At 46.4% G+C, this 13,822-nt stretch carries 13 protein-coding genes and 2 rRNA genes; 13 read left to right on the top strand and 2 right to left on the bottom strand.

The genetic code is table 11. The annotated features are described in order from the left end of the window. Positions 1-132 precede the first annotated feature (132 nt). Positions 133-3,052, top strand: a 23S ribosomal RNA gene (locus tag QFZ77_RS03945). A gap of 68 nt (positions 3,053-3,120) precedes the next feature. Next, positions 3,121-3,237: ribosomal RNA gene (gene rrf, locus QFZ77_RS03940) — 5S ribosomal RNA — on the top strand. 349 nt (positions 3,238-3,586) lie between these two features. Here rrf and QFZ77_RS03935 read toward each other — a convergent pair. Beyond that, positions 3,587-4,114, bottom strand: a complete 528-nt coding sequence (locus QFZ77_RS03935) for a hypothetical protein (RefSeq protein ID WP_307436391.1) — start codon at positions 4,112-4,114, stop codon at positions 3,587-3,589. A 135-nt stretch (positions 4,115-4,249) separates the two neighbouring features. Between QFZ77_RS03935 and QFZ77_RS03930 the strand changes: the two genes are divergently transcribed. From QFZ77_RS03930 to rsmI, 10 genes are all read left to right on the top strand, one after another. Next, the gene (locus QFZ77_RS03930; RefSeq protein WP_307436389.1) at positions 4,250-4,450 is read left to right on the top strand and encodes a sigma factor G inhibitor Gin; all 201 of its coding nucleotides are present in this window, start codon (positions 4,250-4,252) and stop codon (positions 4,448-4,450) included. Positions 4,451-4,554: 104 nt separating this feature from the next. After that, entirely contained in the window at positions 4,555-6,060 is a 1,506-nt protein-coding gene (locus QFZ77_RS03925) for an aminotransferase class I/II-fold pyridoxal phosphate-dependent enzyme (RefSeq protein ID WP_307436387.1), read from the top strand. A gap of 40 nt (positions 6,061-6,100) precedes the next feature. Next, positions 6,101-6,760, top strand: coding sequence for a dTMP kinase (gene tmk / locus QFZ77_RS03920; RefSeq protein ID WP_307436384.1), 660 nt, complete (start codon positions 6,101-6,103; stop codon positions 6,758-6,760). A 46-nt stretch (positions 6,761-6,806) separates the two neighbouring features. Further along, positions 6,807-7,136 (top strand): cyclic-di-AMP receptor, encoded by a 330-nt coding sequence (locus tag QFZ77_RS03915; RefSeq protein WP_029198490.1) that lies wholly within the window; start codon positions 6,807-6,809, stop codon positions 7,134-7,136. Positions 7,137-7,163: 27 nt separating this feature from the next. Then, positions 7,164-7,610 carry a YaaR family protein gene (locus QFZ77_RS03910; RefSeq protein WP_029198491.1) on the top strand — a complete coding sequence of 149 codons (447 nt, stop codon included), beginning with the start codon at positions 7,164-7,166 and terminating at the stop codon, positions 7,608-7,610. A gap of 111 nt (positions 7,611-7,721) precedes the next feature. Continuing rightward, positions 7,722-8,699 (top strand): DNA polymerase III subunit delta', encoded by a 978-nt coding sequence (gene holB / locus QFZ77_RS03905; RefSeq protein WP_029198492.1) that lies wholly within the window; start codon positions 7,722-7,724, stop codon positions 8,697-8,699. Position 8,700: 1 nt separating this feature from the next. Then, positions 8,701-9,504 (top strand): PSP1 domain-containing protein, encoded by an 804-nt coding sequence (locus QFZ77_RS03900; RefSeq protein ID WP_307436378.1) that lies wholly within the window; start codon positions 8,701-8,703, stop codon positions 9,502-9,504. 59 nt (positions 9,505-9,563) lie between these two features. Further along, positions 9,564-9,905, top strand: a complete 342-nt coding sequence (gene yabA, locus QFZ77_RS03895) for a DNA replication initiation control protein YabA (protein WP_029198494.1) — start codon at positions 9,564-9,566, stop codon at positions 9,903-9,905. Between the two features lie 81 nt (positions 9,906-9,986). Beyond that, positions 9,987-10,748, top strand: coding sequence for a tRNA1(Val) (adenine(37)-N6)-methyltransferase (locus tag QFZ77_RS03890; RefSeq protein WP_307436373.1), 762 nt, complete (start codon positions 9,987-9,989; stop codon positions 10,746-10,748). A 74-nt stretch (positions 10,749-10,822) separates the two neighbouring features. Then, positions 10,823-11,710, top strand: a complete 888-nt coding sequence (gene rsmI / locus QFZ77_RS03885) for a 16S rRNA (cytidine(1402)-2'-O)-methyltransferase (RefSeq protein WP_307436370.1) — start codon at positions 10,823-10,825, stop codon at positions 11,708-11,710. Positions 11,711-11,880: 170 nt separating this feature from the next. Here rsmI and QFZ77_RS03880 read toward each other — a convergent pair whose 3' ends face one another. Next, entirely contained in the window at positions 11,881-12,135 is a 255-nt protein-coding gene (locus QFZ77_RS03880) for an AbrB/MazE/SpoVT family DNA-binding domain-containing protein (RefSeq protein ID WP_028557356.1), read from the bottom strand. Positions 12,136-12,506: 371 nt separating this feature from the next. On the opposite strand from QFZ77_RS03880, the gene QFZ77_RS03875 reads away from it, so the two are divergent. Further along, complete coding sequence (locus tag QFZ77_RS03875) at positions 12,507-13,784, top strand: HD domain-containing protein (RefSeq protein ID WP_307436367.1); 1,278 nt, start codon at positions 12,507-12,509, stop codon at positions 13,782-13,784. Positions 13,785-13,822 lie beyond the last annotated feature (38 nt).

Below are 13,822 nucleotides of genomic sequence, written 5' to 3'. Positions count from 1 at the left end.
CCTGCCGCTGAGAGGCGCAGGGGAAACAACACATTTGTTCCTTGAAAACTAGATAACGAAACAAAACGTAAAGTAAGAACTTAGGTTGTGTGATTCTTTTGGATCATGCAAAAATCTTTAAAGTTTTTTCTAGGTTAAGCTAGAAAGAGCACACGGAGGATGCCTAGGCACTAGGAGCCGAAGAAGGACGTGGCGAACGACGAAATGCCTCGGGGAGCCGTAAGCAGGCTTTGATCCGGGGATGTCCGAATGGGGGAACCCAGCTGTGGTAATGCGCAGTTACTCTATTGTGAATACATAGCAATAGTAGAGGCATACCCAGGGAACTGAAACATCTAAGTACCTGGAGGAAAAGAAAACAAAAGTGATTCCGTCAGTAGCGGCGAGCGAAAGCGGAATAGCCCAAACCAAGGAGCTTGCTCCTTGGGGTTGTAGGACCTCGTTGTGGGGTTAGTTCGGTAGGCGAAGAGATCTGGAAAGGTCCGGCATAGAGGGTAAAAGCCCCGTAGCCAAAATCGAACGAAACCCCTAGAGGTATCCTGAGTACGGCGGGTCACGTGAAACCCCGTCGGAATCCGGCAGGACCATCTGCCAAGGCTAAATACTCCCTAGTGACCGATAGTGAAGCAGTACCGTGAGGGAAAGGTGAAAAGCACCGCGGAAGCGGAGTGAAAAAGAACCTGAAACCGTGTGCTTACAAAAAGTCAGAGCCCTCTATATGGGTGATGGCGTGCCTTTTGTAGAATGAACCGGCGAGTTACGTTCCCGTGCGAGGTTAAGTTGAAAAGACGGAGCCGCAGCGAAAGCGAGTCTGAATAGGGCGCTTTAGTACGTGGACGTAGACCCGAAACCGTGTGATCTACCCCTGTCCAGGGTGAAGGTGAGGTAACACTCACTGGAGGCCCGAACCCACGCATGTTGAAAAATGCGGGGATGAGGTGGGGGTAGCGGAGAAATTCCAATCGAACTCGGAGATAGCTGGTTCTCCCCGAAATAGCTTTAGGGCTAGCCTCGGATGTTGAGTTGTGGAGGTAAAGCACTGATTGGGTGCGGGGCCCGCCAAGGGTTACCAAGTCCAGTCAAACTCTGAATGCCACAAACTTAAATCCGGGAGTCAGACAGTGAGTGCTAAGATCCATTGTCAAAAGGGAAACAGCCCAGACCATCAGCTAAGGTCCCCAAGTGTGTGTTAAGTGGGAAAGGATGTGGAGTTGCACAGACAACCAGGATGTTGGCTTAGAAGCAGCCACCATTGAAAGAGTGCGTAATAGCTCACTGGTCGAGTGACTCTGCGCCGAAAATGTAACGGGGCTAAACACGCCACCGAAGCTATGGCTTGCACGTATGTGCATGGGTAGGGGAGCGTTGTATGTACGTTGAATTCTGACCGTAAGGACAGGTGGAGAGCATACAAGTGAGAATGCCGGTATAAGTAACGAAAAGATCAGTGAGAATCTGATCCGCCGAAAACCTAAGGGTTCCTGAGGAAGGCTCGTCCGCTCAGGGTAAGTCGGGACCTAAGGCGAGGCCGAAAGGCGTAGTCGATGGACAACAGGTGGAAATTCCTGTACCACCGTAGCCGTTATGAGCAATGGAGTGACGCAGAAGGATAGTGACGCGAGCTGATGGATGCTCGTCCAAGCAGTGAGGCTGATGTGTAGGCAAATCCGCACATCGTAAGGCTGGGCTGTGATGGGGAGGGAAACTTTAAGTACCGAAGGTCATGAGTTCACACTGCCAAGAAAAGCTTCTAGCCAGGCGAAGGTGCCCGTACCGCAAACCGACACAGGTGGGTGAGAAGAGAATTCTAAGGCGCGCGGAAGAACTCTCGTTAAGGAACTCGGCAAAATGACCCCGTAACTTCGGGAGAAGGGGTGCCTCGGTAGGGTGAATAGCCCGAGGGGGCCGCAGTGAAAAGGCCCAAGCGACTGTTTAGCAAAAACACAGGTCTGTGCGAAGCCGCAAGGCGAAGTATACGGGCTGACGCCTGCCCGGTGCTGGAAGGTTAAGAGGAGTGGTTAGGGACCTCGGTTCCGAAGCTATGAATTGAAGCCCCAGTAAACGGCGGCCGTAACTATAACGGTCCTAAGGTAGCGAAATTCCTTGTCAGGTAAATTCTGACCCGCACGAATGGCGTAACGACTTGGGCGCTGTCTCAACGAGAGATCCGGTGAAATTTTAATACCTGTGAAGATGCAGGTTACCCGCGACAAGACGGAAAGACCCCATGGAGCTTTACTGCAGCTTGATATTGGACTTTGGTACGATCTGTACAGGATAGGTGGGAGCCTTTGAAGCCTGAGCGCCAGCTTGGGTGGAGGCATCGTTGGGATACCACCCTGATCGTATCGGAGTTCTAACCTGGTACCGTGATCCGGTATGGGGACAGTGTCAGGTGGGCAGTTTGACTGGGGCGGTCGCCTCCTAAAATGTAACGGAGGCGTTTAAAGGTTCCCTCAGAATGGTTGGAAATCATTCGCAGAGTGCAAAGGCATAAGGGAGCTTGACTGCGAGACCTACAAGTCGAGCAGGGACGAAAGTCGGACTTAGTGATCCGGTGGTACCGAATGGAAGGGCCATCGCTCAACGGATAAAAGCTACCCTGGGGATAACAGGCTTATCTCCCCCAAGAGTCCACATCGACGGGGAGGTTTGGCACCTCGATGTCGGCTCATCGCATCCTGGGGCTGAAGTAGGTCCCAAGGGTTGGGCTGTTCGCCCATTAAAGCGGTACGCGAGCTGGGTTCAGAACGTCGTGAGACAGTTCGGTCCCTATCTGTCGCGGGCGTAGGAAATTTGAGAGGAGCTGTCCTTAGTACGAGAGGACCGGGATGGACGTACCGCTGGTGTACCAGTTGTCTCGCCAGAGGCATCGCTGGGTAGCTATGTACGGAGGGGATAAGCGCTGAAAGCATCTAAGCGCGAAGCCCCCCTCAAGATGAGATTTCCCAGTATGTAAGACCCCTTGTAGACGACGAGGTTGATAGGTTCGAGGTGGAAGTGCAGTAATGCATGCAGCTGACGAATACTAATCGGTCGAGGGCTTAACCAAAACCCTGAAATGTTCACTTTACGTAAGTTTCGTATCTAGTTTTCAAGGCGCAAACCACGCTTTGACTGTTTGGTGATGATGGCGGAGGGGACCCACGCGTTCCCATCTCGAACACGACCGTTAAGCCCTCCAGCGTCGATGGTACTTGAACCGCAGGGTTCTGGGAGAGTAGAACGTTGCCAAGCACACTAAAAAACCTTACGAGGATTTCTCCTTGTAAGGTTTTTTCTATTTGTACAAATAGACGAAGTGGCGCGCAAAACTAACAGCTCATATGCCCAAATAATCAAAGACCAAAGGTAGAGGTCTTACAGAACCAATCTCCCGAATAGGGGTCCCTAAAGGCTTCTATTTCCTTTGTTTTTAGTGAAATCAAGGAAATAGCATACATTAGAGGCTCCTATTTCCTAAAAAATAGTGTAAATCAGCGATTAACAACAGAATAAAAGCTCCTAAAGACTGCTATTCCGCCCTCAATTCATTATTTATAACAAATAAGAGCCCTTAGAGGCTCTTATTGCAATTCAATAATAGCTACTGCATGTAGCAAGATGTGTCCTTATCTGTGATCTTAATCAATCCAGCTTTACGGTACGGGCGAAACCGGAAAAGCATCCACAGCCGCGGCATAAGCATCCAGAAATGAAAAATCGTGAGATGGATTAACCATTTGTCAGGTATCCATGGATAAAGAAGTGTAATCATAGCAAGACCAATCCAAAATAAAGTAAGCTGAATTCTGGATACCAATCGTATGGAGGCATTTCCTTCTGGCAAGAATCCACACCAAAAGACACCCCAACGGTAAGACCAGCCCCTCATAGCCATTCCAATCGTAAACTGAAAATAGATCCGGATGAGCAAAGAATGGAAGATAAGAAGAAGCGGATAGCTGAATAAGAGCGGCAGCCAGTTCGAAGGGTCAAATTTGTAAAAGACCGCTAGTATCAGAAGCATAAAATAAACAATTATTTTATACAAGGAATGATATATTCGCTTCATTAAAGTATAGCTATAAATGGTAGATTGTTTGGAGAGACTTGGTTCCTGTTTAGTTGACATGCTGATGACCTCCGCAAGGCGGTTAACCTGATATAAGACTATATCGGCACATGCCTTCCAAAATATGAGCGTTTAGCTAGTTTAGGAGAATTGCGATTCGGATATACTAATAGTAAAAGATCGTGGGGTGATCATATGGAGGAGAACCGAATAGGGGTATGTATGATCTGCGAACAGCAACGGATGGGCGGAATTCATATTATTATGGCCTTTATCTGTGATGAGTGCAGCAGTGAAATGGTCAAAACGAATGTAAATGATCAGAAATATCCGTTTTTTGTGAAACAGATGAAGAAAGTATTTTATATGGGCAATTCGAAACAATATATGAACTAGTGGGAGAAGCTTCTTATGGAAGCTTTTTTTGTTTTTTTAGCGTCAATCCACTACTATAAGGGTATAAAATAGAAAGCTCACGGAGCTCAAGGAGTCGTGTCAACATGAGCAGCCAACATTCAAAAAAGTCACGTGCGCCGCTTTTTGAAGCAATGGTCGCCCACCACGATAAGAACCCTGCAAGTTTCCATGTACCTGGTCATAAATCCGGACAAGGCTTGTTAGATGAAGGGACAAGCTTCCTAAAGACGGTGATGTCGATCGATTATACAGAAATTACGGGTCTAGATGATTTACACCACGCAGAGGGTGTCATTAGTGAAGCCGAGGAGCTAGCGGCAGATTGCTTTGGAGCTGAGGAAACGTATTTTCTGATAGGTGGGAGTACAGTTGGTAATTTAGCCATGATTTCTGCCGTATGTGAGAAGGATGATATCATTCTTGTGCAAAGAAATGTACACAAGTCGGTCATTCACGGGCTTATGTTAGCTGGTGCTAAGGCAGTGTTCATAGCTCCTGCAATCCATCCGGAAACAGGTGTTGCCACAAGTCTATATATCGATGATGTTAAGCAAGCGCTATTGCTTTATCCAGAGGCTAAGGGGCTGTTTATAACTAATCCAAATTACTATGGTAATGGTGTCAATCTCAAGCCTTTCGCGGAATTGATGCATGCACATGGGAAGCTGCTGCTGGTGGATGAAGCACACGGGGCGCACTATGGATTTCATCATGAGATGCCGGCTTCCGCCTTATCACAAGGGGCTGATGCTGTGGTACAATCCACGCACAAGATGCTAACCGCAATGACCATGGGGGCTATGCTGCATGTCCAAGGATCGCGGATAGACCGAAGGGCTATCCAACAACTTCTAGCTATGCTGCAGAGCTCAAGTCCCTCTTATCCTATAATGGCGTCACTAGATTTGGCGAGGAAGAGGATGCATACAGAAGGCAGGAACTGGCTAGAACAAGGACTTGCTGTTGTAAAAGAGTTCAGGTCGCTGCTTGATGAGCTTACCGCATTCAGATATCACCCAAGAGAGCTTCTGGGGAATCAAAGTCAAGAGGGTCAAACGGCAGATCCGTTTAAAATAGCCATCTATGATGTGACGAATACGTTATCTGGCACCGAACTCAAAGAAAGGCTAGAAGCTCAAGGCTGTTTTGTCGAAATGACGGACGGACGTCAAGTACTACTTGTATTCACCCCTGCTTCCACCAGAGCGGATATGTTAAGAATTGTCGAAGCATTAACTAACATTTGTGTGGACGTTCCTGTACAAAAGAAGGAACTTCAAGCGCCTATCTCGAATATACTTAAATTACCCTACTATACACCAATCTCTTCTCCAGTTGCTTTTGATATGAGAGTTATCTCCAAAGCATCACGGGCAGACGTGGCGTTTAGTGAGGTGAGCGTTCAGGGGGCGGTCGGGAAGCGTTCTGCGGATATGGTAATCCCTTATCCACCGGGAATTCCCTATTTATACCCTGGCGAAATCATCTCGGCTTCCATAGCCGAAGCCTTATTGCAATTGGCCGCAAACGGAATCAAGTTTCAAGGAACCGAATTTGGGCAGACACAAAAGCTAAAGATATACACATAAACCATTATATGATCTGGTAAAGCAGCATGCAGGAGGAAGCGTGAACGGAATATTTATAACGTTTGAAGGGCCGGACGGCGCTGGGAAAACAACACAGCTTAAGAAATTGGCTGAGGAGCTTAAGAAACAAGGGCATAACGTCCTCGTTACGAGAGAACCGGGCGGAACGGCAATCAGTGATCAAATCCGCAGTATTATTCTTGACCCTGTGAATAAGGAGATGGTAGATCAAGCGGAAGTTTTGCTTTACGCAGCATCTAGAGCACAGCATGTGCATCAGTTAATTCTTCCGGCACTCGCAGCTGGCCGAATTGTGCTATGTGATCGCTTCATTGATGCAAGCGTTGCCTATCAGGCTTACGGACTTGGCGTGGATGTAGATATGGTAAAAGCCATCTCGCGTTATGCCAGTTCAGGACTACAAGCAACCCGAACATACATCTTAGATGTGCCAGTGGAAGTAAGCTTGGCGAGACTTCACCATAGAGCATCGGGTACGGGCGCGAATGCCCAGCAGTTGGATCGCATTGAACAGAAAAATGTCGATTATCACAGCCGGGTACGGGAAGGTTTTCATCAGATTGCAGCAGATCATCCTGAACGGGTACGAGTTATTAATGCAAACCGTAACGAAGGTGAGATTGCAAAAGATATATGGACGGATAGTAATCATTTGCTTAAGGAACATATTTCCGGTTAAAGCAGAAAATCCATTCTTAGTTTATAATAAAAGGGAGGAATCACCCATGAAACTAGTCGTAGCCGTTGTACAAGATAAGGATAGTAACCGTCTCTCTAATGCTTTAATAAAAGAAGGGTTTCGCGCCACGAAGCTGGCAAGTACCGGTGGATTTTTACGTGCGGGAAACACGACTTTTATGATTGGTACGGAAGATGAGAGGGTGCAAGAGGTCATGCAGGTCATTCGCACCAATTGCAAAATTCGGGAACAGCTTGTTACACCGGTTTCTCCAATGGGAGGAACGACGGATTCCTATATTCCATTTCCTGTGGAAGTTCAAGTGGGTGGAGCCGCGGTTTTCGTATTGCCGGTAGAGCGCTTCGAGCATTACTAATTAGACATACACAAGGATGGATGCGTCTTGAAAATTAATCCGGGGTGGCAGCCCATCGGTAAGAACGTCAAAGTGAATGAGAACGTCCCGCCGCCACAGATGGCCCCCCGGAATTTCTCTGACATTATGCAGCAGCAGGATGAGAAATTTACGCAGGAGCAGTTATCCAAAATGGTGCAGCAAATTACGCTGCAGGGTGATCGTCTGTCGCGGGCAATGACGGTGAGAGAGCTTCTACAATACAAGCTGCTGATTAAGCAGTTTCTAGAAGAGACCGCTCGCCGTGGTGTTAATTTAAGAGATACGAAGGGTTGGGATCGCCGCGGCCGTTCGAAGCGATATAAGCTTTTGGAAGAAATCGATCTAGAACTGCTTTCATTAGCAGATGAATTGCTAGAAAATGAGCAGGGTCGAATTGAAATTTTGCACAAAATCGGAGAAATCCGAGGGATGCTGATTAACTTGTTATTTTAAAATATAAGAAAATATATGTTTCACGCTATATGATGTTAATATTTCTGGGTAAACACACTCGTCCTGGAAGGACAGTGTAGCCGTTTATCCTCGGGATGGAGCGTATTTCTAATGTCCTTTCAAGCCATACCGGGGCAAGCAGCGGCAAAGCAGCTTCTGCAGAACGGGCTTCGGCAAGACAAGCTGTCTCACGCCTATATTTTTAGTGGGCCAGTAGGAACTGGACGCTCGGAGATGGCCATAGCTTTGGCTAAAGCTATCTACTGCCAGCACGGGACCGATGAGGCATGTGGTGAATGTTTGGAATGCCGCAAGGTCGAGCATCGTAATCATCCGGATCTACACATGGTTACGCCAGATGGAGCTTCGATTAAGATCGAGCAAATTCGTGAGCTGCAAAAGGAGTTTGCTTACCGCGCTACAGCCTCCGGAACTAAAATATATATCCTGTATCATGCGGATAAAATGACGGTACAGGCTGCTAATAGCCTGTTGAAGTTTCTAGAAGAGCCGACCTCACGTGTGGTCGCTATTCTCATTACTGAGAATGGCAATGCCCTGCTGCCGACGATTCAATCGAGGGCACAGTGGATTAATTTCACGCCAATGCCGCGTGAGCAAATGGTCTTGACGCTATTGCAAGAGGGTCATCCCGCATCGCTAGTACAGCCCGCCGCACATTTAACGGCAGGATTGCAAGCAGCTAGGGACTTAATCGCTGCGAATTGGTTTGCAGAAATGAGAACCGTAGTGTTACAATTAGCTAAGGAGACGCTCACACGTTTCCCTACTTCCATGATTACGGTGCAGCAACGGATAGTGAAAACGGAGCTAGCGGATCATATGTCGAGTCTTTTCGACTTGTTGATTCTCTGGTTTAAAGATATGGTGCAGTTGCGCCTGGAGCGCAGAGATAAGCTTGTTTATAATGATCAGCTGGACTGGATGAGCTCCCTCGCGTTCAGCCGGGATGTCTCAGTATGGGTGCGTATGATGGAGCAAGCCGTAGATTTACAAAAGCGACTGCGTTTCAACGCCAATTCTCAGCTGGTTATAGAGAAAATGCTCGTGGAGATGCAGGGGGTGTAAGATGTATTCGGTAGTTGGCGTCCGCTTCAAGAAAGCGGGTAAAATATATTATTTTGATCCGATTGATTTGCCAATTGAGAAAGAAAGTGCCGTTATTGTTGAAACCGCTCGCGGAGTTGAATACGGCAAAGTTGTTGTTGGAAAAAAGAATGTCAAAGAAAATGACGTTGTTCTTCCTCTCAAAAAGGTGATTCGCCTTGCGGATGACTCGGATGCTGATTTGGTTGAAGAAAATAAGAAAGCAGCCAAAGATGCGTTCCAAACGTGTCACGAGAAAATTAAAGACCATAGTCTTAAGATGAAGCTCGTAGACGTAGAGTATACCTTTGATCGCAATAAAATTATTTTTTATTTTACGGCTGAAGGGCGCGTTGATTTCCGAGAGCTCGTGAAGGATTTGGCGAGTATTTTCCGGACCAGAATCGAACTGCGTCAAATTGGCGTACGGGATGAAGCGAAGATGCTTGGAGGTATAGGTCCGTGTGGGCGAATTCTATGCTGTTCCTCGTTCTTAGGTGATTTTGAACCCGTATCCATCAAGATGGCGAAAGACCAAAACTTGTCGCTTAACCCAACGAAGATTTCGGGATTATGCGGACGGTTAATGTGTTGTTTGAAATATGAACATGATAACTACGAGAGCGCGAAGGATTCACTGCCAACTGTAGGTAGACATGTAATCACTTCTTTTGGGAATGGTAAAGTACTTGGACTGAATATCAAAGAACGTACAGCAAAGGTTCAATTGTTTGACCTTGGTAAAGCACTTGATTTACCTTTCGATGATGTAGTTGAACAAGAGTAGCGGCAAAGTATCCAAGGAGGCGCTGGCCAGTAAGCATGCATGGCACTAGAGGTGAAAGCGTGGATAAACAAGATATTTTTGGACAAATAGATGGGATCGAAGAGCGTATGGGTGCCACTTATGCCGAGTTGGGTGCCTTAAAGAAACAAATTATTAACCTCATCGAAGAAAATAAGAGATTAAGCATAGAAAATCAGCAGCTCCGCAAACTGATCCGACAAGAGGAAACAATTGTCGAGCAGCCAGTAGGAGAGGCGGAGGAACCACTTCCGTTACCTGGAGCAGGTTATGATAATTTGACTCGCTTGTATAATGAAGGTTTTCATATTTGCAATGTGTATTATGGACACCTTCGGACCGAGGGAGATTGTTTGTTTTGCTTATCCTTTTTAAATAAATAAGTGATTTTGACCGTAGGGGTGTATACCTTACGGTTTTTTTCCATAATGAGCAGACTAGAAAGGAAATGACGGAGAATACGTATGAAGCAAGTACAGTTACGACCTACCGAACGAATTGATGATTTATTGACGTATGATTTGAAAATTATTCAGAGTGATGAAGTGTTCAGTTTTTCATTAGATGCCGTCCTGCTAGGTCGGTTCTGTAGTGTGGCTCCCAAGGGGCGCATGATTGATTTGTGTACAGGCAATGGGGTCGTCCCCTTGCTCTTAACAACGCGGACACGCGCTGAGATTTGGGGCGTTGAAATTCAAGAACGGCTCGTGGATATGGCGGTACGCAATGCAGAGATTAATGGGTTGGAAGACCGGCTGCATATGCTCCAAGGGGATCTGAAAACGATTCATGAAACCCTGGGTCATGGCCAATTTGATGCCGTAACGGTGAATCCTCCTTATTTACCAGTACCTAATGGTGAACAGAACACCAATGAGCATTTTGCTGCGGCTCGTCATGAAATATATTGCAATTTGGAAGATGTTATTGCAGCGAGCGCAAAGCTGGTGAAGGCTGGTGGCAAAGTGGCCATGGTCCACCGGGCTACGCGTTTAATCGATATCTGCTGCTTAATGAGGCAGTATCGTCTTGAACCGAAGCGCATTCGCTATGTGCATGCACGTGCTGGGGAAGAAGCGATGATGGTGTTGATCGAGGGTATGAAGGATGGAAAGCCAGAGATCCGTACCTTACCGCCGCTTATTGTTTATGATGACAATCAAGAGTACTGTAAAGAACTGAAAGAAATTTACTACGGGGGCAGAAGCTCCTTAGAGTTTTCGTAAGGAAACTAGGTTCGTAAGCATAACCTTAGAGTTTCCGTAAGAATAATCATAAAAAAGTGAAGAGGGAAATAACAGTGAGCTTGAATGTGCAAAAGAGCTATCGCGAGGATGGAAGCGGTGTAGGGACGCTGTACCTTGTTGCCACACCGATAGGCAACTTAGAAGATATGACCTTCCGTGCGATTCGCACCCTGAAGGAAGTGAGCATGATTGCCGCCGAAGACACGCGGCAAACACGCAAGCTGCTGACGCACTTCGAGGTCGCTACGCGACTCGTCAGCTATCACGAACACAACAAGCAAGCAAGCGGACCCGAACTTGTCCGCTTGCTGCTTGAAGGGCAGAGCATCGCGCTGGTCAGCGATGCGGGACTGCCGGCCATCTCCGATCCAGGTTACGACCTGGTGAGGATGGCCGTAGAGCAGAACGTGCCGGTGGTGCCCATCCCCGGCGCGAATGCGGCCCTGTCGGCGCTGATTGCATCAGGCTTGCCGACAGAGCGTTTCGCCTTCGTCGGGTTTCTCCCCCGGGAGAAAAAGGATCAGACGAAGGTGCTTGAAGGGCTTCAGCACGTGCAGGACACGCTGCTGTTCTATGAGTCCCCGCACCGCGTAGAGAAAACACTTACCCGTATGGCGGAAGTGTGGGGGGCGGAGCGCCGGGTGTGTCTCGCCCGCGAGCTGACGAAGCGGTACGAGGAGTTCCTGCGGGGCACCATTGCTGAGTGCCTCGCGCACTTAGAGCAGTACCCGCCTCAGGGCGAGTACTGTGTAATCGCCGAAGGCGCATCGGAGAAGGCAGCCCGCGAAGCAGCCGATGGCTGGTGGGAGGCGATGACGCTGGGCGAGCATGTTGAGCACTACGAGCAAAGCGGGAGCGATCGCAAGGATGCACTGAAGTTGGTCGCGAGCGATCGTGGGCTTTCTAAGCGCGATGTATATAATGCACTACTCGAGCGCTAAGGCGCGCGGGAAGTGCATCGTTCCCGCCGCACTCTCCGCTAAATCTTTCTTCGGACAAAAAAAGATCTCTAATCCGTGGCCGAAGCCAACAAATTAGAGATTAAAGGAGATATGAAAAAGGTTAGAATTACCAATAGGATAAGTGCTACTTCTATTATATACTACTTTTCTTATTTTGTCACAGGTGTTGGCATTTCTGCTAAACAAATATGACAAACAATTTTCCCTTTGAAGTAAGAGACGTTTTCAGCATTACCACAGAAGATACAAGCAGGCTCATATTTTTTCAACATGATGCGCTCGCCGTCTACATAAATCTCCAAAGCGTCTTTCTCACCAATACCTAACGTGCGGCGCAACTCGATTGGAATAACAACGCGCCCCAATTCGTCAACTTTTCTTACAATTCCCGTAGATTTCATCATATATATAAACCCCTTTCGATTTTATCAAAAATTTATCAATATCGTCATGTTTCGACATATCTTATTGGCTAATGATACCAACGATTCCCAAAATAGTCAACCATATTTTCATCTATTTAAGCTTATAATTCAAAAAAATTTTAAATATTTTATTTGTTTAAAATATGAGAAAAACCAAGTAGAATAAGGGAATGTAAATAATATATTACGTGTGTCCTTCTTGAAAAGCTCAAAAATTACGAAGATAAAGATTAGCCTAGTATGACAGAGAAATTGGAATAAGTATTTCGACAAAATACGACATTTATTGTCGAAGTAACAAAGGGTATTGTCGAAATTATTTAAATTTGCTAAAGAGAGGTTGTGAATGGATGAAGGAAGAGAAGGTTTTTAAAGATCCGGTTCATAAATATATTTACGTGCAGGACAATACGATTTGGGATTTAATTAATACGCGAGAGTTCCAGAGACTGCGCCGCATAAGGCAATTAGGCACCTCTTATTTAACCTTTCATGGTGCTGAGCATAGTAGATTCTCTCATTCACTCGGTGTGTACGAAATCACTCGAAAAATTATTTCACAATTCGAACGCAATCACTATGAGGATTGGCCTCAAGAGGAACGTCTGCTCTGCCTATGTGCGGCATTGCTCCATGATTTGGGTCACGGGCCCTTCTCGCATTCCATTGAAAAAGCTTTCGGAACGAAACATGAAGACTGGTCGTGCAGAATTGTCCTTGGAGATACGGATGTGAACAAAGTCCTCAGCCGAGTGTCACCTGATTTTCCGAAAAAAGTGGCGGGTGTTATTTGTAAATCGTATAGCGAAGAAATTGTGGTTAGCCTTGTATCCAGTCAGTTGGATGCGGACCGCATGGACTATTTGCTGCGCGACGCCTATTTCACTGGTGTAAATTACGGCACATTCGATCTGGAGCGGATTCTTCGTGTTATTAGGCCCTATAAAGGGCATATTGTTGTCAAGGAAAGCGGCATGCATGCCGTAGAAGATTATTTAATGTCCCGTTATCAAATGTATTGGCAGGTTTATTTCCATCCTGTGACACGTAGTGCGGAAATTTTGCTGCACAAAATTTTTGCGCGTGCTAAACATTTATACGAAGAAAATTATACATTTGGATTTATGGTTGAGCCTATTTTGCATCTGATTCAGAATAATATTTCGCTCGAAGATTATTTAATATTGGATGAGTCTGTTATGCAGACGATGCTAACTTTCTGGAGTAATGAGAAAGATCCTATATTAGGTGATATGTGTAAACGGTTTTTGGATCGTAAGTTGTACAAATACAGCACCTTTGATGAGTCTAATCAACGTGTGATCAAGCTAATGGAAAAAGTAATGGCTGAGGTCGGATTCGATCCTACCTATTATATGGAAATTGATTTTCCGTCAAATCAATCCTATGACGTGTATAGACCGGGGGAAACGGATGATAATTTGCCTATTTTTCTGCTGGATCATAAGGAGACTTTAACGGAAATTACGCATCGATCTGAGATTGTTCAGTCCATCAGCGGATTCCAAATGGGCAAACATCATGTTTATTATCCGGAGGAACTGTTGGAACGTTTGAACGCAACCAATTATCCTGAATTATGGGCTCTGCTTGGTGAGCAAGATTAGCTAGAAAAATAAGTGCAGCAGAAAGCAGAATATTTCAA

Source organism: Paenibacillus sp. V4I3 (genome assembly GCF_030817215.1).
GTDB lineage: Bacteria > Bacillota > Bacilli > Paenibacillales > NBRC-103111 > Paenibacillus_E.
This window is presented reverse-complemented; position numbering and strand designations above follow the sequence as displayed.

What these genes read in the sequence shown, in the direction of transcription:
- QFZ77_RS03935 (WP_307436391.1), bottom strand. Translation starts at nt 4,114, where the DNA reads ATGTCAACTAAACAGGAACCAAGTCTCTCCAAACAATCTACCATTTAT.
- QFZ77_RS03930 (WP_307436389.1), top strand. Translation starts at nt 4,250, where the DNA reads ATGGAGGAGAACCGAATAGGGGTATGTATGATCTGCGAACAGCAACGG.
- QFZ77_RS03925 (WP_307436387.1), top strand. Translation starts at nt 4,555, where the DNA reads ATGAGCAGCCAACATTCAAAAAAGTCACGTGCGCCGCTTTTTGAAGCA.
- QFZ77_RS03915 (WP_029198490.1), top strand. Translation starts at nt 6,807, where the DNA reads ATGAAACTAGTCGTAGCCGTTGTACAAGATAAGGATAGTAACCGTCTC.
- holB (WP_029198492.1), top strand. Translation starts at nt 7,722, where the DNA reads ATGTCCTTTCAAGCCATACCGGGGCAAGCAGCGGCAAAGCAGCTTCTG.
- QFZ77_RS03900 (WP_307436378.1), top strand. Translation starts at nt 8,701, where the DNA reads ATGTATTCGGTAGTTGGCGTCCGCTTCAAGAAAGCGGGTAAAATATAT.
- QFZ77_RS03890 (WP_307436373.1), top strand. Translation starts at nt 9,987, where the DNA reads ATGAAGCAAGTACAGTTACGACCTACCGAACGAATTGATGATTTATTG.
- QFZ77_RS03880 (WP_028557356.1), bottom strand. Translation starts at nt 12,135, where the DNA reads ATGATGAAATCTACGGGAATTGTAAGAAAAGTTGACGAATTGGGGCGC.
- QFZ77_RS03875 (WP_307436367.1), top strand. Translation starts at nt 12,507, where the DNA reads ATGAAGGAAGAGAAGGTTTTTAAAGATCCGGTTCATAAATATATTTAC.